The sequence below is a fragment of the Roseateles violae genome, from assembly GCF_030410485.1.
Lineage (GTDB): Bacteria > Pseudomonadota > Gammaproteobacteria > Burkholderiales > Burkholderiaceae_C > Roseateles_D > Roseateles_D violae.
This window is the reverse complement of the sequence record NZ_JAUHHC010000004.1, coordinates 633,835-650,363: the sequence shown is the minus strand read 5'-3', so window position 1 is coordinate 650,363 and position 16,529 is coordinate 633,835. Positions and strand designations below refer to the sequence as shown.

The 16,529-nt window shown below is 68.8% G+C and carries 13 protein-coding genes; 9 read left to right on the top strand and 4 right to left on the bottom strand.

From position 1 onward, the window contains the following. The first annotated feature begins 1 nt into the window (after position 1). On the top strand, positions 2-1,609 hold the full coding sequence (guaA, locus tag QWJ38_RS17435; protein WP_290360373.1) for a glutamine-hydrolyzing GMP synthase: 1,608 nt from the start codon (positions 2-4) through the stop codon (positions 1,607-1,609). Positions 1,610-1,644: 35 nt separating this feature from the next. Here the strand turns inward: guaA and QWJ38_RS17430 are convergent, their stop codons facing one another. Beyond that, complete coding sequence (locus QWJ38_RS17430; RefSeq protein ID WP_290360372.1) at positions 1,645-3,018, bottom strand: caspase family protein; 1,374 nt, start codon at positions 3,016-3,018, stop codon at positions 1,645-1,647. Positions 3,019-3,123: 105 nt separating this feature from the next. Then, positions 3,124-5,022, bottom strand: coding sequence for an oligoendopeptidase F (pepF, locus tag QWJ38_RS17425; protein WP_290360371.1), 1,899 nt, complete (start codon positions 5,020-5,022; stop codon positions 3,124-3,126). Between the two features lie 267 nt (positions 5,023-5,289). On the opposite strand from pepF, the gene QWJ38_RS17420 reads away from it, so the two are divergent. After that, positions 5,290-7,527, top strand: a complete 2,238-nt coding sequence (locus tag QWJ38_RS17420) for an NADP-dependent isocitrate dehydrogenase (protein WP_290360370.1) — start codon at positions 5,290-5,292, stop codon at positions 7,525-7,527. 70 nt (positions 7,528-7,597) lie between these two features. On the opposite strand, the gene QWJ38_RS17415 is transcribed toward QWJ38_RS17420, so the two are convergent. Next, positions 7,598-9,292 carry a Na+/H+ antiporter gene (locus QWJ38_RS17415; protein ID WP_290360369.1) on the bottom strand — a complete coding sequence of 565 codons (1,695 nt, stop codon included), beginning with the start codon at positions 9,290-9,292 and terminating at the stop codon, positions 7,598-7,600. Positions 9,293-9,445: 153 nt separating this feature from the next. Here QWJ38_RS17415 and QWJ38_RS17410 point away from each other — a divergent pair, with 153 nt between their 5' ends. The 5 genes from QWJ38_RS17410 to QWJ38_RS17390 are packed head-to-tail and all read left to right on the top strand — an operon-like array spanning position 9,446 to position 13,862. Then, complete coding sequence (locus QWJ38_RS17410; RefSeq protein ID WP_290360368.1) at positions 9,446-9,697, top strand: hypothetical protein; 252 nt, start codon at positions 9,446-9,448, stop codon at positions 9,695-9,697. A 9-nt stretch (positions 9,698-9,706) separates the two neighbouring features. Continuing rightward, complete coding sequence (locus QWJ38_RS17405) at positions 9,707-11,896, top strand: TonB-dependent receptor (RefSeq protein WP_290360367.1); 2,190 nt, start codon at positions 9,707-9,709, stop codon at positions 11,894-11,896. 7 nt (positions 11,897-11,903) lie between these two features. Further along, positions 11,904-13,043 (top strand): PepSY-associated TM helix domain-containing protein, encoded by a 1,140-nt coding sequence (locus QWJ38_RS17400; protein ID WP_290360366.1) that lies wholly within the window; start codon positions 11,904-11,906, stop codon positions 13,041-13,043. A 9-nt stretch (positions 13,044-13,052) separates the two neighbouring features. Then, positions 13,053-13,616, top strand: a complete 564-nt coding sequence (locus QWJ38_RS17395; protein ID WP_290360365.1) for a 2'-5' RNA ligase family protein — start codon at positions 13,053-13,055, stop codon at positions 13,614-13,616. A 30-nt stretch (positions 13,617-13,646) separates the two neighbouring features. Beyond that, positions 13,647-13,862, top strand: coding sequence for a hypothetical protein (locus QWJ38_RS17390; protein ID WP_290360364.1), 216 nt, complete (start codon positions 13,647-13,649; stop codon positions 13,860-13,862). On the opposite strand, the gene QWJ38_RS17385 is transcribed toward QWJ38_RS17390, so the two are convergent. Further along, complete coding sequence (locus tag QWJ38_RS17385) at positions 13,853-14,890, bottom strand: DUF72 domain-containing protein (protein ID WP_290360363.1); 1,038 nt, start codon at positions 14,888-14,890, stop codon at positions 13,853-13,855. The two genes, QWJ38_RS17390 and QWJ38_RS17385, sit on opposite strands and share 10 nt — an antisense overlap. A gap of 64 nt (positions 14,891-14,954) precedes the next feature. On the opposite strand from QWJ38_RS17385, the gene tadA reads away from it, so the two are divergent. Beyond that, positions 14,955-15,539, top strand: coding sequence for a tRNA adenosine(34) deaminase TadA (tadA, locus tag QWJ38_RS17380; protein WP_290360362.1), 585 nt, complete (start codon positions 14,955-14,957; stop codon positions 15,537-15,539). Next, positions 15,536-16,510, top strand: a complete 975-nt coding sequence (locus tag QWJ38_RS17375; protein WP_290360361.1) for an LD-carboxypeptidase — start codon at positions 15,536-15,538, stop codon at positions 16,508-16,510. Before tadA ends, QWJ38_RS17375 begins: the two co-directional genes overlap by 4 nt. The last annotated feature ends 19 nt before the right edge of the window (positions 16,511-16,529 follow it).

The window sequence follows — 16,529 nt, the reverse complement described above, 5'->3', positions numbered from 1 at the left end:
CATGCACCACGACAAAGTCCTGATCCTCGACTTCGGCTCCCAGGTCACGCAGCTGATCGCGCGTCGCGTGCGCGAGGCCCATGTCTATTGCGAGATCCATCCGAACGATGTGTCCGATGCCTTCATCCGCGAGTTCGCGCCGAAGGCCATCATCCTGTCCGGCAGCCATGCCTCGACCTACGAGGACCATGAGCTGCGCGCGCCGCAGGCGGTCTGGGATCTGGGCGTGCCGGTCTTGGGCATCTGCTACGGCATGCAGACCATGGCCGTGCAGCTGGGCGGCAAGGTCGAGTGGAGCGACCACCGCGAGTTCGGCTATGCCGAGGTGAGGGCGCATGGGCACACGGCGCTCTTGAAGGACATCGCCGACTTCACGACCGCCGAAGGCCACGGCATGCTGAAGGTCTGGATGAGCCATGGCGACAAGGTCACGGCCCTGCCCGAGGGCTTCAAGCTGATGGCCTCGACGCCCAGCTGCCCGATCGCCGGCATGGCCAACGAGGACAAGCGCTACTACGCCGTCCAGTTCCACCCCGAGGTCACGCACACGCAGCAGGGCCAGGCGATGCTGCACCGCTTCGTCCGCGAGATCGCCGGCTGCAAGGGCGACTGGATCATGGGCGACTACATCGAGGAAGCCGTCCAGAAGATCCGCGAGCAGGTCGGCAACGAGGAGGTGATCCTGGGCCTGTCCGGCGGCGTCGATTCGAGCGTGGCCGCCGCGCTGATTCATCGCGCGATCGGCGACCAGCTGACCTGCGTCTTCGTCGACCATGGCCTCCTGCGCCTGAACGAGGGCGATATGGTGATGGACATGTTCGCCGGCAAGCTGCATGCGCGCGTGATCCGCGTCGACGCCAGCGAGCTCTTCCTCGGCCAACTGGCCGGCGTGACCGACCCGGAGAAGAAGCGCAAGATCATCGGCGGCCTGTTCGTCGACGTGTTCAAGGCCGAGGCCGAGAAGCTCAAGGCCAGCGGCCAGGGCCACAAGGGCGCGACCTTCCTGGCCCAGGGCACGATCTATCCGGACGTGGTCGAGAGCGGCGGCACCAAGACCAAGAAGGCGACGACGATCAAGAGCCATCACAATGTCGGCGGCCTGCCCGAGCAGCTGGGCCTGAAGCTCTTGGAGCCGCTGCGCGAGCTGTTCAAGGACGAGGTGCGCGAGCTGGGCGTGGCCCTGGGCCTGCCGCCCGAGATGGTCTACCGCCACCCGTTCCCGGGCCCCGGCCTCGGCGTGCGCATCCTCGGCGAGGTCAGGAAGGACTACGCCGATCTGCTGCGCCGCGCCGACGCCATCTTCATCGAGGAGCTGCGCAACACCCGCGACGAGGCCACGGGCAAGACCTGGTACGAGCTGACCAGCCAGGCCTTCACCGTCTTCCTGCCGGTCAAGAGCGTCGGCGTGATGGGCGACGGCCGCACCTACGACTACGTCGTCGCCCTGCGCGCGGTGCAGACCAGCGACTTCATGACGGCCGACTGGGCCGAGCTACCCTACAGCCTGCTCAAGCGCTGCTCGGGCCGCATCATCAACGAGGTGCGCGGCATCAACCGCGTCACCTACGACGTGTCGAGCAAGCCGCCGGCGACGATCGAGTGGGAGTGAGCCCGCGGCTGCGGCGCTGATTCGCGCGCTGGCGCTTACCGGCCACGGCGCCCCGCGAAGCTGAAGACCAGCAGCAGGCCCGGGCCCAGCAGCCAGGCGCTGGCCGGCTCGGGCACCGGCCCGATCTCGTTGGGGGCCACGAAGCTCAGCGAGAGGTCGCCCACGACGACCGACCCGCCGCCGCTGGTCTGGAAGCTCAGCGTGTTGCTGCTGGACAGCCAGGCCGGGTCGAGATCGAAACCGTCGCCGGCCAGCCGGGCAACGCCCAGCGCGTGGCCGTTCAGCAGGACGCTGACCGGCGCATTGCCGGGGTTGTTCAGCGTCGCGATGTCCAGCCTGGGCAGGCCGAACAGCTGCGGGTCGAAGTCCGTGGTGTTCAGCGCCGTCAGGTACTCGGGCGTCAGCTGGAAGTCCAGCCGCGCCAGCTGCACGCCGGCGTCCGGCAGCAGCTGGACCTGACCGGCCAGCGCGAAGCGCAGCGCGCCATGGTCCGAGGTCCAGATGAAGATCTCGTCGTTGCCGCCGGCGATGGGCTGCGGGGGCGCGGCGAAGAAGGCATTGAAATTGGCCTCGGTGGCGGCGCCGTCGATCGGCAGGCCGGCCGGCGCACCGGCCGGCGCCGTGCCATCGTGGTAGTAGACGCGGATGTCGGCGGCGGCAAAGCCGAAGTTGTTGCGCAGCGTGCCGTACATGCGCAGCGCATCGCGGTAGTGGCGCTGATTGCGGACGATGCCGGCGGCCGTGCGGTCGCGGTCGTCGCCGACGAACAGCAGCGCCACCTTCTTGTCGGGCCCGCTGCCGAGCAGCGAGGCGTCCTGCGCATCGGGGGCGCTGAAGTACTGCGGTAACTCGGCCGCACGCACGGCAGCGGGATAGGTCTGGTTGCTCAGCGCCGTCGTGTAGGCGTTCAGCATGGCCTTGTTGGCGATGCCGGCATCCTGCTCGAACCACCAGGCGAAGCTGTAGCGGTTGCGCGGATCGGCGCCCTCGACGCCGATCGATTTCTTGTCCCAGCGCGCCGCCGTGTTGATGCTCAGCCGCGGGATGGCGCCTGGAAACAGCGTGGTGCCATGGTCCAGCTCGTCGATGAACCCGCCGCCGAAGCATTGGGCCATGTGGATGTTCAGCTGGGCATAGCCGGTATCGAGCGGAAGCAGCCAGCTCTCGTTGATCAGATTGGCCAGGTCCACGTCCCAGATCCGCCCGCTGCGCGTCACCAGGGCCGAGTGGTACTGGCCGGCAAAGGGGACCAGGACCGCGCCGGACGGCACGCCGACCGGCGCCACGATCAGGGATTGGTCGGCATAGCCGTTGGCGCCGTTGTTGCGGCTGCTGGCCGAGGACGGGGCGCCGACGGTCAGCAGCGAGGCGGCCAACAGGCCGGCTCGCAGCAGCATGATCTTGCGCATGTCGGTCTCCTGCACGGAAACAGACTACAAGTTTAGGAAGCGATGCGCGCAATGAAAGCGGCAGCGTCCCCCATCCGCGGCATCTCCGGCGCCGGCCGCGCCGACTCAGCGCCTGATCCGCGCCGCCTCCGTCTCCATCTGCGTCACCAGCGCGTCGAGCTGGTCGACCACGGCCTGGATCGTCGCGCGCTGGGTCAGGTCGACACCGGCCTTCTTCAGCTGGGCCATCGGATAGTCGTTGCCGCCACTCTTCAGCAAGGTCAGGTAGCGCTCGGTGGCGGCCTTCCTGGATGAGGCATCACCCTCGGTCATCGCCTTGAACAGCTGGGCCGAGGAGGCGAAGCAGGTCGCGTACTGGTAGACGTAGTAGGGCGTGTTGTAGAAGTGCGGGATGCGCGCCCAGGTGTATTTGTAGAAGTCGTCCGTCGCCACCGCATCGCCCCAGTAGGTCTTCAGCACGCCGGCATAGAGCTTGTTCAGCGTCTCGGTGTTCAGCGCCTGGCCACGCTCGACCAACTGGTGGGCCTGCAGCTCGAAATCGGCAAACAGCACCTGGGTGTAGAAGGTGCCGACGATGCCGTCCACCGCATGCTGCAGCAGCAGGAAGCGCTCCTGCGGGTCACTGGTGTTCTTCAGCAGATGATCGAGCAGGAAGCGCTCGTTGGTGGTGGAGGCGACCTCGGCGACGAAGATCGTGTAGTCCGCGCTGACGAAGGGCTGGTTCTCGTAGGACAGCACCGTGTGCATCGCATGGCCGCCTTCGTGTGCGACGGTGAAGGCGGCGCGCAGGGTGTCGTTGTGGTTCAGCAGCATATAGGGGCCGACGCCGTAGACGCCGGCCACATAGGCGCCGCTGCGCTTGCCCTCGTTCTCGTAGACGTCGACATGGCCGCTGTCGTAGAAGCGGCGGTACTTGGCCTGGTAGTCGGCCCCCAGCGGCGCCACAGAGGCGATCGCCAGATCGCGCGCCTTGGCGAAGGGATAGCGCTGCTCGCTGCGGAAGATCGGCACCGAGCCGTCGTAGAGGTGGTAGCTGTCCAGCCCCAGCAGGCGCTGGCGCAGGCGCGCATAGCGCTGCAGCGGCGCGCTGCCGGCGCGCGCGGCCTCGATCAGGTTCTCGACCACGGCGCGCGGGATGTTGTGCTCGTTCAGCGCCGCGTCCAGCGTGCTGGGGAACTTGCGCGCCTGGGCCAGGAACCAGTCGCGTTGCAGCAGCCCGGCGTAGATCGCCGCGTAGGTGTTGGCTTGGGCGCCGTAGGTGGCCAGATGGGCCGCCGCCGCGGCGGCGCGATCCGCCTGCTGCGGATTGGTCTCCAGCAGGGCGGCGTAGTTGCCCGGGGTCAGCCGGACCTCCTTGCCGTCGGCGGTCTTGATGCTGGGGAACTTGATGTCCGAGGTGCTGAGCTCGCTATAGATATTGCGCGGCGCCTGGTTCAGCGGGCCGGCCAGCGACAGCAGCTGTTCGCCCTTTTCGTCCAGCACATGGGCCTGCTTGCGGTAGTTGTCGAGGATGGTGTGGCGATAGGGCGCCAGCGCCGGCGTCTCGCGCAGCCAGCTCTGCATCGTCGCCTCCGGCACCGTGGCCAGCAGCTCGGGCGTGAACCAGGCGGTGGCGGTGTCGAACTTGGCGAACAGCGCATTCATGCGCTGGAAGCGGCCGGCCACCGCCTGCTCGCGCGTGTCGACATCGCGCTGCAGCTGCGGGTAGCGGTAGAGGCGGTACTGCAGCTTGCCGATCGCATCGAAGGCCTGGTAGGCCTTCAGCACCGCGGCCGGTCCGCTGGAAAGGCTGCCCTTGAGCGCGGCAAAGGCGTCCATCTGCCGCTGCATGTCCTGCATGCCGGCCTCCCAGGCTTCCCAGTTCGGATAGATGGCGCCGAAGTCCCAGCGGAATTCGGCCGGGATCTCGGCACGGACCTGGGTGGCGGGCTTCTCCCCGGCCGCATGGGCGGCCAGGACGGCGGCGGCGCAGAGGGCGCCGGCAACGGTGGTGGACAGTTTCATCGGCGAGGCAGGCAGGGGATTGGGAAGCGGGCAGTGTAGTCAGCGCGAACGCTGCGCAAGGGGCGCAGGAGCGTCGTCGGGCGCTTGTCGGGCGCTTGCCGGGCGGCAAAAAAAGACTTTTCGTATGGTGGGGTTAAATTGCAGGAAAATCCACGCGTCGCTGCGGCAGCGGCCGCCGGCTCGCGCCGGCCCGCGGCCGTGGCGTTGTTTTGATCACGCGCCCCGGTGCCGACGGCAGCGAGGCATCTATTTCCAGGACACCGATCAATGAGCACCCAGCAGCCGAACATCATCTACACGCTGACCGACGAAGCGCCTCTGCTCGCCACCAGCTCCTTCCTGCCCATCATGCAGGCCTTCGCCGAGCCGGCGGGCATCCAGGTCGGCACCAGCGACATCTCGGTGGCCGCGCGCATCCTGGGCGAGTTCCCGGAGCTGCTCAGCGATGAGCAGCGGGTGCCGAACAATCTGGCCGAGCTGGGCAAGCTGACGCTGACCCCGGACGCCAACATCATCAAGCTGCCGAACATCAGCGCTTCGCAGAACCAGCTGGTGCAGGCGATCCGCGAACTGCAGGCCAAGGGCTACAAGATTCCCGACTTCCCGGACAACCCGCAGACCGAGGAAGAGAAGGCCATCCGCGCCCGCTATGCCCGCTGCCTGGGCTCGGCCGTGAACCCGGTGCTGCGCGAGGGCAACTCGGACCGTCGCGCGCCCAAGGCGGTCAAGGAATACGCGAAGAAGCACCCGCACAGCATGGCCGAATGGAGCCAGGCCTCGCGCAGCCATGTCTCGCACATGTTCCACGGCGACTTCTATCACGGCGAGAAGTCGATGACCCTGGACAAGGCCTGCGAGGTCAAGATGGAGCTGGTCGGCAAGAGCGGCAAGACCACGGTGCTCAAGCCCAAGGTCGCGCTGCAGGCCGGCGAGGTCATCGACTCGATGTTCATGAGCAAGAAGGCCCTGCTCGAGTTCTACGAGCAGCAGATCGAGGACGCGCACAAGACCGGCGTGATGTTCTCGCTGCACGTCAAGGCCACGATGATGAAGGTCTCGCACCCGATCGTGTTCGGCCATTGCGTGAAGATCTTCTACAAGGAAGCCTTCGAGAAGCACGGCAAGCTGTTCGACGAGCTCGGCGTCAATGTCAACAACGGCATGGCCAATCTCTACGACAAGATCAGCAGCCTGCCGAGCGCCAAGCAGGACGAGATCAAGCGCGATCTGCACGCCTGCCACGAGCACCGCCCCGAGCTGGCCATGGTCGATTCGTCCAAGGGCATCACCAACTTCCACTCGCCCAACGACGTGATCGTCGACGCCTCGATGCCGGCGATGATCCGCGCCGGCGGCAAGATGTACGGCGCCGACGGCCGCCTGAAGGACGTTAAGGCGGTGATCCCCGAGTCGACCTTCGCCCGCATCTACCAGGAGATCATCAACTTCTGCAAGTGGCACGGCGCCTTCGATCCCAGGACCATGGGCACGGTGCCCAATGTCGGCCTAATGGCCCAGCAGGCCGAGGAATACGGCTCGCACGACAAGACCTTCGAGGTGCCCGAGGCCGGCGTCGCCAATATCGTCGACCTGGCCACCGGCGAGGTGCTGCTGAGCCAGAACGTGGAAGAAGGCGACATCTGGCGCATGTGCCAGGTCAAGGACGCGCCGGTCCGCGACTGGGTCAAGCTGGCCGTCACCCGCGCCCGCAATTCCGGCATGCCGGTCGTGTTCTGGCTGGACCCGTACCGCCCGCACGAGGCCGAGCTGATCAAGAAGGTCAACACCTATCTGAAGGAGCACGACACGACGGGCCTGGACATCCAGATCATGTCGCAGGTGCGCGCCATGCGCTACACGCTGGAGCGCGTGATCCGCGGTAAGGACACGATCTCGGCCACCGGCAACATCCTGCGCGACTACCTGACCGATCTGTTCCCCATCATGGAGCTGGGCACCAGCGCCAAGATGCTGTCCATCGTCCCGCTGATGGCCGGCGGCGGCATGTACGAGACCGGCGCCGGCGGCTCGGCGCCCAAGCATGTGCAGCAGCTGGTCGAGGAGAACCACCTGCGCTGGGATTCGCTGGGCGAGTTCCTGGCCCTGGCGGTCAGCCTGGAGGACCTGGGCCTGAAGACCGGCAATGCCAAGGCCACCATCCTGGCCAAGACGCTGGACGCCGCCACCGGCAAGCTGCTGGACAACCGCAAGAGCCCGTCGCCGAAGACCGGCGAGCTGGACAACCGCGGCAGCCAGTTCTACCTCGCCATGTACTGGGCGCAGGAGCTGGCCGCGCAGACCGAGGATGCCGAGCTGGCCCAGCGCTTCGCCCCGCTGGCCAAGGCGCTGACCGAGAACGAGCAGACCATCGTCAAGGAACTGGCCGAGGTGCAGGGCAAGCCGGTCGACATCGGCGGCTACTACAAGCCCGATGCCGACAAGCTGGCCGCCGTGATGCGCCCCAGCAAGACGCTGAACGCGGCGCTGGCGGCGATGAAGGGCTGATCCTCTCGCTCGACCCGCTCGACGGAAGGCGCGCTGGCCTCGGCCACCGCGCCTTTTCTTTTGGCGGCGCTCAGCGCTGCTCGCGCGAATCGAGCAGGTCCAGATCGCGCACCAGCCGGCGCGACAGCGCATCGGAGATCTTGCCGCGCCGCGCCAGCCGGAACAGCTCGCTGCGCTCGGCCGCCAGGCCGGCCTGGCGCAGCTGCTGCAGTGCCTGCTCCAGCCGTTGCAGGTCCTGCAGCGCGTTCTCCTCGCCCTCGCCGGAGCCGGCCGTGCCACCGCGCTGGACGATGTGCTGGTAGCGCAGCGCGATCCGGGCGGCGGCCTCGTTGTAGACGGCCGCGGCGCGGGCCGGCGGCACCGGCGCCGCGTCGGCTTGCCCGCTGGCCGCCTCTTCGACCAGGCGCAGGCGCAGCGCCTCGATCGCGGCCAGCGCGGCCTTGGCCGATTGCTGGCGCGCCAGTTCCTCCTGCAGCTGCTCGCTCGATTCCTCGCGCAGCTGCAGGCCCTGCAGCAGGCGCGGCAGCGCCACGGTGGCGACCGCCAGCGAGATCAGGATCACCGCGGCGGCCAGGAAGACGACCAGCGCGCGCGCCGGCAGCGGCGAGCCGTCCGGCAGCGCCAGCGGCAGCGTCAGCACGCCGGCCAGCGTGATCGCGCCGCGCACGCCCGCCAGGGCGGTGGCGAGCACGATCTGCCAGGGCGGCAGCAGGACCGGGCGGCCGCGCAGGCGCTGCAGCAGCGAGACGCCGTGCAGCGACACCCAGACCCAGACGAAGCGCAGCAGCATCAGGCCGGCGCTGAGCGCCAGCGCATAGGCCAGCAGCCACCAGGGGCTGCTGCGGCCGCTGGCCGGCAGGCTCTGCAGCGCGGCGCTCCAGATGCCGGGCAGCTGCTCGCCCAGCAGCACGAACATGATGCCGTTGAAGCTGAACTGCACCATGTCCCAGATCGCCGCGCGCTGCACGCGCAGATTGCCGGTCGCCTTGCCGCTGAGCTCGATGAAGCTCATCGTGATGCCGGCGGCGACGGCCGCCAGGATGCCCGAGGCCTGCAGGCCCTCGGCCAGCAGATAGGCGGCAAAGGGCGTCAGCAGATTGACCAGGATGGCCGGGCCGACCTCGTCGCCGATGCGGCGCCAGATCCAGTCCTGCGCGAGATTGATCAGCCGCACGGCGAGCACGCCGCAGGCCAGGCCGACGCCGGCCACCCACAGAAAGCTGATCCCGGCGGCGCGCAGCGAGAAGCCGCCGGTCAGCACCGCCGCGACGGCGAACTGGAAGCAGACCAGGCCGGAGGCATCGTTCAGCAGCGACTCGCCCTCGAGGATGTGCTTGAGCCGCGGCGGGATCGTCGTGCGCGTCGCGATGCCGGAGACGGCCACCGGATCGGTGGGCGAGACCACCGCGGCCAGCGCGAAGGCCAGCGCCAGCGGCATGGTCGGGATCATCCAGTGGATCAGGTAGCCGGCGCCGACGACGGTGAACACCACCAGGCCCAGCGCCAACTGCAGGATCGCGCGCCGGTCGCGCACCAGGCCCTGCTTGGGAATGCGCCAGCCGTCCAGGAACAGCAGCGGCGGCAGGAAGAGCAGGAAGAACAGCTCCGGCTCCAGCGCATGGCCGCGGTGCAGCACGCCGGCGATCAGCGCGCCCAGGCCGATCTGCACCAGCGGCAAGGGCAGCGAGAAGGGCAGGGCCCAGACCAGATAGCCGCTGGCGGCAACGGCCAGCAGGAGAGTCAGGACCGCTTCGATCGAGTGCATGGACAGCTGGTGAATTCGGCGACGGACGAGCTGCGAAGCAGACCGCAGATCGGCCCGCGCGTCCAGCCGCGCGATGTTGCATCGCCGCAAAGCGGTCGGGCTGAGCCTTGTCTACGTTTATAATGAGAATTATTCCTATTTGTATTTGTGAGCATGCAGGCGAGATCGAACCCGGCCACGACGGCAGACACCGCGCCGCAGACGGCGACGGGGGCTAGGCCCTTCACGGCCGGCCTGCGCCTATGGGCCTGGCCGCTGGCCCTCGGCGTGCTGAGCGCCAGCGGCCTGCTCAGCGCGCTGGTGTCCGATCACTGGGGGGACGTCTGGTCCTGGTTCGCGCTGGGCTTCCCGGTGCTGGTGATGGCCTGGTTCGGCCTGCGTGCTCCCGCCAACAAGAAACGCTAGAAAAACACCATGAAGAACAAGAAGCCGAACGCGCTCGCGCTGGCGGCCGCGCTGAACTGCGTGTTGCTGTCCGCCGCCCAGGCGCAGAGCGAGGCCGACAGGAACGCCGCCGTCACCACCCTGCCGGTGGTGACCATCAATGCCAGCGCCGACGCCTCGGCCCAGGGCCTGTCGCCCAGCTATGCCGGTGGCCAGGTGGCACGCGGCGGCCGCGCCGGCATCCTCGGCAGCAAGGACAACCTCGACACGCCGTTTTCGATCACCGCCTACACGAACGAGCTGATCCAGGACCGCCTGGCCAAGAGCGTCGGCGAGGTGCTGCAGAACGACGCCAGCGTGCGCGTCGCCCGCGGCTTCGGCAACTTCCAGGAGGCCTATTTCGTCCGCGGCTTCATCCTCAGCTCGGACGACATCGCCTACAACGGCCTCTACAGCCTGCTGCCGCGCCAGTACATCGCGACCGAGCTGTTCGAGCGCGTCGAGGTGCTGCGCGGCGCCAGCGCCTTCCTGATGGGCGCCAGCCCGAACGGCGGCGGCATCGGCGGCAATATCAATCTGCTGCCCAAGCGCGCCCCGAACGAGGCGCTGACCCGCCTGACCGTCGGTGGCGGCGACGGCGGCCAGGGCAATGTCGCGATGGACGTGGCGCGCCGCTTCGGCTCCGACAAGGCCACCGGCCTGCGCGTCAATGCCGCCTACCGCGACGGCGGCACGGCCATCGCCGACGAGAAGAACAAGCTCGGCCTGTTTGCGGTCGGCATGGACTGGCGCAGCCGCGATGTGCGCCTCTCCGGCGACATCGGCTACCAGGACAACAAGCTCGAACGCAGCCGTACCAGCGTCACCCTGGGCTTCGGCCTGACGGCGCTGCCGGCCCTGCCGGAAGCCGACTCGAACTTCGCCCAGCCCTGGACCTATTCGAACGAGCGTGATGTGTTCGGCACCCTGCGCGGTGAATGGGATGTGGCGCAGGACCTGACCGCCTGGGCCGCCTGGGGCATGCGCCGCAACGACGAGGCGAACTCGCTGGCCAATCTGACCGTGACCAATGCCGCCAATGGCGACGGCAACACCTCGCGCTTCGACAATACCCGCCAAGAGCAGATCGGCACCGGCGAGATCGGCCTGCGCGGCAAGCTCAGGACCGGCTCCATCGGCCACGAGTGGGTCGCCAGCGCGGCCTATTTCAAGGCCAAGAACCACGCCGCCTATATCTGGGACTACTTCAACACCCAGGCGACCAATCTCTACGCGCCGACCTACTCGCCGCTGCCGGCCTTCACCGCCGGCGCCTTCAAGGGCAACAATCTGGCCGACCCGGGGCTGACCGCCGTCACGGAGCTGAGCAGCTTCGCGCTGGGTGACACCCTGTCCCTGCTGGACGGCAGCCTGCTGGTGACCCTCGGCGCGCGCTACCAAAAGCTGTCCGTCGACGAATACGCCTACGACACGCAGGCGCTGACGCCCTACGACATGGACCGCACCAGCCCGGTGTTCGGCGCCGTCTACAAGTTCAGCAGGCAGCTGTCGGCCTATGCCAACTACATCGAGGGCCTGAGCCGCGGCTCGACCATCGCCGCCGCCGGCGGCCAGCCCGAGCGCATGCTGCCACCCTATGTGTCGAAGCAGAAGGAGCTGGGCCTGAAGTACGACGCCGGCCGCATCGGCTTCGGCGCCGCCGCCTTCTCCACCGACAAGCCGCGCGCGCTGGCCATCGGCCAAGCCGCGCCGCAGGGCGAGGACGAGCACCGCGGCCTGGAGCTGAACGTCTATGGCGAGGCGAGCCGTGGCCTGAAGCTGCTGGGCGGCATCACCTGGCTGGACACGACGCAGCGCGACACCGGCTCGGCCGCGACGGAGGGCAAGCGCACCCTGGGCGTCCCGAAGACGCAGGCCAATCTCGGCGTCGAATGGGAAGTCGCCGCGATCTCGGGCTTGGCCCTGGACGGCCGCCTCAGCTACACCGGCGGCGTCTATGCCGACAGCGCCAACACGATCGCCGTGCCGGACTGGACCCGCTTCGACATCGGCGCCCGCTACCTGTTCGAGCTCAAGGGCACCTTGCTGACCGCGCGCGCCCGCATCGACAACGTGGCCAACAAGAAGTACTGGGCCTCCTCCGGCGGCTACCCCGACCAGGGCTATCTGGTGATCGGCGCGCCGCGCACGGTCAACCTCAGCCTCAGCGCCGACTTCTGATCCTGCGATGCTGAGCCCGAAGGCGATCAAGAGCTGGTCCTGGCTGCACAAATGGAGCAGCCTGGTCTGCACCGTCTTCATGCTGCTGCTGTGCCTGACCGGCCTGCCGCTGATCTTCCACCACGAAATCGGCCATCTGCTCGGCGACGAGATCGAGGCGCCGGAGATGGCGCTCGATGCGCCGCGCGCGCCGCTGGACCAGGTGCTTGCCGCCGCGCGGGCGCTCTATCCGGAGCGCATCGTGCAGTTCGCCTCACAGCCGGAGGATGATGACCGGACCTGGTCGGTCACCTTGACGCCAACGCCGGCACCGACCGAGGACTTCAAGTCCATCGCCGTCGATGCGCGCACGGCCCGGGTTCTGGGTGAATACCGGGTTGGCGAGGGCTTCATGGACCTGATGCTGCGCCTGCATGTCGACCTGTTCGCCGGCCTGCCCGGCAAGCTGTTCCTGGGCGGCATGGGCCTGCTGCTGCTGATCGCCATCGTCTCCGGCGTCGTGCTCTACGCGCCCTTCATGCGCAAGCTGGCCTTCGGCGAGGTGCGGCGCGAGAAGTCCACGCGGATCAAGTGGCTGGACCTGCACAATCTCTTGGGCATCGTGACCCTGGTCTGGGCCTTGGTCGTCGGCGCCACCGGCATGATCAATACCTGGGCCGATCTGGTCGTCAAGTACTGGCAGCACGACCAGCTGAGCAGCCTGCTGGCGCCGTACAAGGATCAGCCCCTGGTCGCCGAGGCGCAGCGCGGCCCGCTGCAGCAATCGCTGGAGGTGGCGCTGGCCCAGGCGCCGGGCACGAAGCTGTCCTTCATCGCCTTCCCCGGCACCTCGTTCTCGAGCCCGCATCACAACACCTTCTTCCTGCGCGGCAACACGCCGCTGACCTCGCGCCTGTTGCAGCCGGTGCTGGTCGATGCGGTCAGCGCCGAGCTGACGGCCGCGCCCGATCTGCCCTGGTATCTGGCCGCCTTGCTGCTCTCCCAGCCCCTGCATTTCGGCGACTACGGCGGCATGCCGATGAAGATCATCTGGGCCCTGCTCGACATCGCCACCCTCATCGTGCTGGGCAGCGGTCTCTATCTGTGGCTGGGCAAGCGCCGCCAGGTGCTGCCCAGCCCGGCCGAGGAAGCGTCGGCGACCGCATAGACTGCGGGCATGAGCCCAGCGCCCGCCGACGCCCCGCCGGACCACCGGCTTTTCTTTGCCCTCTATCCCGAGACGGCCCAGGCGCTGCCCATCGCGGCGCTGGCCTCGCGGCTGAAGCTGCAACTGGGGCTGAAGGGGCGGCCGCACGACCTGGCACGCTTTCACGTCACGCTCCACCATCTGGGCGATTTCGTCGGCATGCCGGAAGAGCTGTGCCAGCGCGCCGAGCGGGCCGCCGCCACGCTGCGCCAGTCGCCGATTGCGCTGCGCTTCGATCAATTGCTGAGCTTCGAGCGCCGCGCGAAGAAGAACCGGCCGCTGGTGCTCAGCGGCGGCGCGGGCCTGGACGCGGTGCGCGAATTCCGCCGGCGCCTCGGCGAGGCGCTGGCCGCGGCGGGCATCGCCACCGACCCGCGCTTCACCCCGCACCTGACCCTGATGTACGACGATGAGCTGGTGCCGCCGCAGGCGATCGAGGCACCGGCCTGGCACGCCACGGAATTCGCCCTGGTCGACAGCCTGATCGGCCAGCATCGTCATATCAAGCTGGCGCGCTGGCCGCTGCAGGGCTAGGCGCCGACATCGCGAACAAGGAGTGTGAGCATGCGCGCTGCGCTGAGTATCCTGGGACTGGTGATCGTGCTGGCGATCGTGATGCTGATGATGAAGCAGCAGGCGAAGAGCCTGGCGCCCCGGCCGGTGGCCCAGCCCGCCGCCGCCTCGGAGCCGGCCGCGACGAATCTGCCGCAACAGCTGCGCCAGCAGGTCGACGCGGCGCTGCAGCAGGGCGCCGCGCGCGCCTCCGAGGCTCAGCCCTGATCGAGCACGGCCCGCGCCAGGGTTTGCAGGCTCAGCGGCGCGCAACCCTCGGCCTGGTTGCTGACCGTCACATAGGCCTTGTGGCCGGCGGCCGTCGTGCCGCGGATCACCTTTGCGAGGCCCGCATGCGTGTCCGGATCGGCATCGACGATGCGGTCGAACTCGCCGTAGCGCTTCAGCGCCTCCTCATAGCCATAAGGCCCATGCAGCCGGTGCAAGTTCCAGCGGCAGACCAGCGGGCCGGGCCACAACGCGCGCAGGATCGGCAGCTGCTGCGCCAGCGGCGGCAGCTTCGGATGCAGGCCCAGGCAATACGTGGCGCCGGCCGCGCGCAGGATGGCCGCGAACTCGGGCGTCAGGAATTCCGGGTCGCGCACCTCGACGGCAACGACGCCGTCCGGCGCCACCGCCTTCAGCGAGGGCAGGGCCTGCAGCATCTGCTCGAGCCGGCGCAGCACGCCGGCCATGTCCTCGCGCAGCGGCGCCGACAGCGGGCTCAGCTGGAACACCAGCGCGCCGATCTTGCCGCCCAGGCCCTCCAGCGCCGGCTCGACGAACTCCTGCAGCGCCAGCGCCGGGTCGAGAAAGCCGCTGTTGGCGCGCAGGCCGCGCCCGTCCTCGCGCAGCAGGGCGTCGCAGACCAGGCTCGGCGCCTTGACGGTGAACCGGAAATCCTCGGGCACCTGCACGGCATAACGCTCGTACTGGCTGGCCGTCAGCGGCTGGTAGAAGCCGCGGTCGATGCTGACCGCGCGCAGCAGCGGCAGCCGCGCATAGGCGGCCAGGCCGCTCTTGGACAGCTGCTGCTCGGAATAGCGCTTGTCCCAGACCAGGCCGGCCCAGCCCGGATAGGTCCAGGACGAGCCGCCCAGATGCAGGCCGCGCGGCAGCGCCGCGGCCAGGGCCCGCTCTTCCTCGTCGACGGGCCGGGCCTGCACGCCGGCGCCGCGCGGCCTGGCCGCAGGCAGCGCGGGCGGCGCGGGCTCGGCCAGCACCGCTTCGTCGTCGGGAAACAGCGCGTCTTGCATGGCCGCCAGCATAGCGGCCCGCTCGAGGCCGCTTGATACACTGACCGGCCGCGCTGCCATGCCCATGACCGACGAGCCTCTCTCCGCCCCCACGCCCAGCGCCGCCGACGAGTACGCGATGCGGCTGGCGCTCGACCAGGCGCAGAACGCCTGGCTGGTCGGCGAGGTGCCGGTCGGCGCGGTCATCATGCGCGCCGGCCAGGTGATCGCGACCGGCTACAACCGCCCGATCACGACGCAGGACCCGACCGCGCATGCCGAGATCGTCGCCCTGCGCCATGCGGCGACCCTGCTGGGCAATTACCGCCTGCCCGAGTGCGAGCTCTTCGTCACGCTGGAGCCCTGCGCGATGTGCGCGATGGCGATGATGCATGCGCGGCTCAAGCGCGTGGTCTTCGCGGCGCCCGACCCCAAGACCGGCGTCGCCGGCTCGGTGCTCGACCTGTTCGCGCACAAGCAGCTGAACCACCATACCTGCATCGCCGGCGGCGTGCTGGCCGAGGCCTCGGCCGCGCTGCTGCGCGAGTTCTTCGCCGAGCGGCGCGATGCCGCCCGCAAGCGTCGCGATGCCCTGCGCGCCGCGGCCGAGCCCGAGCCGATCCCGACCGGCGAGGTCCTCCATCTCGATCCCGACACGACGAATCCATGACGACGACGCTGACCCTTTACACCCCCGCCGGCGTGCTGGCCCAGGCCCAGCCGCTGCGCCGCGCGGCCAAGCGGCTCAAGGCCCTGGGCTTCGAGGTGCAGGTCGATGCCGATGCGCTGGCCAAGCACCAGCGTTTTGCCGGCGACGACGAGACGCGCCTGGCCGCGCTGCACCGCGTGGCCGCCGAGGCGCCCAGCATCGCGATGGCCACGCGCGGCGGCTATGGCCTGACGCGCCTGCTGGATCGCATCGACTGGCCGCTGCTGGCCAGGAGCGTCGAGCAGGGCACGCGCTGGGTCGGCCAGAGCGATCTGACCTCGCTGCAGCTGGGCCTGCTGGCCCATGCCAAGCAGCAAGGGCCGCAGACATGGGCCGGCCCGCTCGCCTGCGACGACTTCGGCCGCACGGAGGAGGAGGGCGGTGTCGACGACGTGACGCAGGACTGCTTCACCGAGGCGATGGACGGCCTGCTGGAGGCGGTCGGCTTCCGCACCGAGGCCGGCTTTGACGGCCTGGCCGTCAAGGGCCAGCTCTGGGGCGGCAATCTGAGCGTGCTGAATTCGCTGCTGGGCACGCCGCATCTGCCGCGGATCAAGGGCGGCATCCTCTTCCTGGAAGACGTCAACGAGCATCCCTACCGGGTCGAGCGCAATCTGCTGCAGTTGCAGCAGGCCGGCATCCTGGACGCGCAGAAGGCCGTCGTGCTGGGCGAGTTCAGCGCCTGGCGCAAGTCGCCGCTGGACCGCGGCTACACGCTGAAGTCGGCCATCGAGGCGGTGCGCGCGCGCACCAAGACGCCCATCCTCAGCGGTCTGCCCTTCGGCCATGTGCGGACCAAGGTCTGCCTGCCGGTCGGCGCCAAGGTCGAGCTGCTGGTGCAGGGCCGCGACGCCTTCATCGGCTGGCAGGGCGACCCTCAGCACCATCACCACCATTCGCACGCGCACGAAGGCCACGACCACGCCCATTGACGGCCCGCGGCCGGGCCCC

What these genes read in the sequence shown, in the direction of transcription:
- QWJ38_RS17400 (WP_290360366.1), top strand. Translation starts at nt 11,904, where the DNA reads ATGCTGAGCCCGAAGGCGATCAAGAGCTGGTCCTGGCTGCACAAATGG.
- QWJ38_RS17410 (WP_290360368.1), top strand. Translation starts at nt 9,446, where the DNA reads ATGCAGGCGAGATCGAACCCGGCCACGACGGCAGACACCGCGCCGCAG.
- guaA (WP_290360373.1), top strand. Translation starts at nt 2, where the DNA reads ATGCACCACGACAAAGTCCTGATCCTCGACTTCGGCTCCCAGGTCACG.
- QWJ38_RS17385 (WP_290360363.1), bottom strand. Translation starts at nt 14,890, where the DNA reads ATGCAAGACGCGCTGTTTCCCGACGACGAAGCGGTGCTGGCCGAGCCC.
- QWJ38_RS17395 (WP_290360365.1), top strand. Translation starts at nt 13,053, where the DNA reads ATGAGCCCAGCGCCCGCCGACGCCCCGCCGGACCACCGGCTTTTCTTT.
- QWJ38_RS17420 (WP_290360370.1), top strand. Translation starts at nt 5,290, where the DNA reads ATGAGCACCCAGCAGCCGAACATCATCTACACGCTGACCGACGAAGCG.
- QWJ38_RS17405 (WP_290360367.1), top strand. Translation starts at nt 9,707, where the DNA reads ATGAAGAACAAGAAGCCGAACGCGCTCGCGCTGGCGGCCGCGCTGAAC.
- pepF (WP_290360371.1), bottom strand. Translation starts at nt 5,022, where the DNA reads ATGAAACTGTCCACCACCGTTGCCGGCGCCCTCTGCGCCGCCGCCGTC.
- QWJ38_RS17430 (WP_290360372.1), bottom strand. Translation starts at nt 3,018, where the DNA reads ATGCGCAAGATCATGCTGCTGCGAGCCGGCCTGTTGGCCGCCTCGCTG.
- QWJ38_RS17390 (WP_290360364.1), top strand. Translation starts at nt 13,647, where the DNA reads ATGCGCGCTGCGCTGAGTATCCTGGGACTGGTGATCGTGCTGGCGATC.
- tadA (WP_290360362.1), top strand. Translation starts at nt 14,955, where the DNA reads ATGACCGACGAGCCTCTCTCCGCCCCCACGCCCAGCGCCGCCGACGAG.
- QWJ38_RS17375 (WP_290360361.1), top strand. Translation starts at nt 15,536, where the DNA reads ATGACGACGACGCTGACCCTTTACACCCCCGCCGGCGTGCTGGCCCAG.
- QWJ38_RS17415 (WP_290360369.1), bottom strand. Translation starts at nt 9,292, where the DNA reads ATGCACTCGATCGAAGCGGTCCTGACTCTCCTGCTGGCCGTTGCCGCC.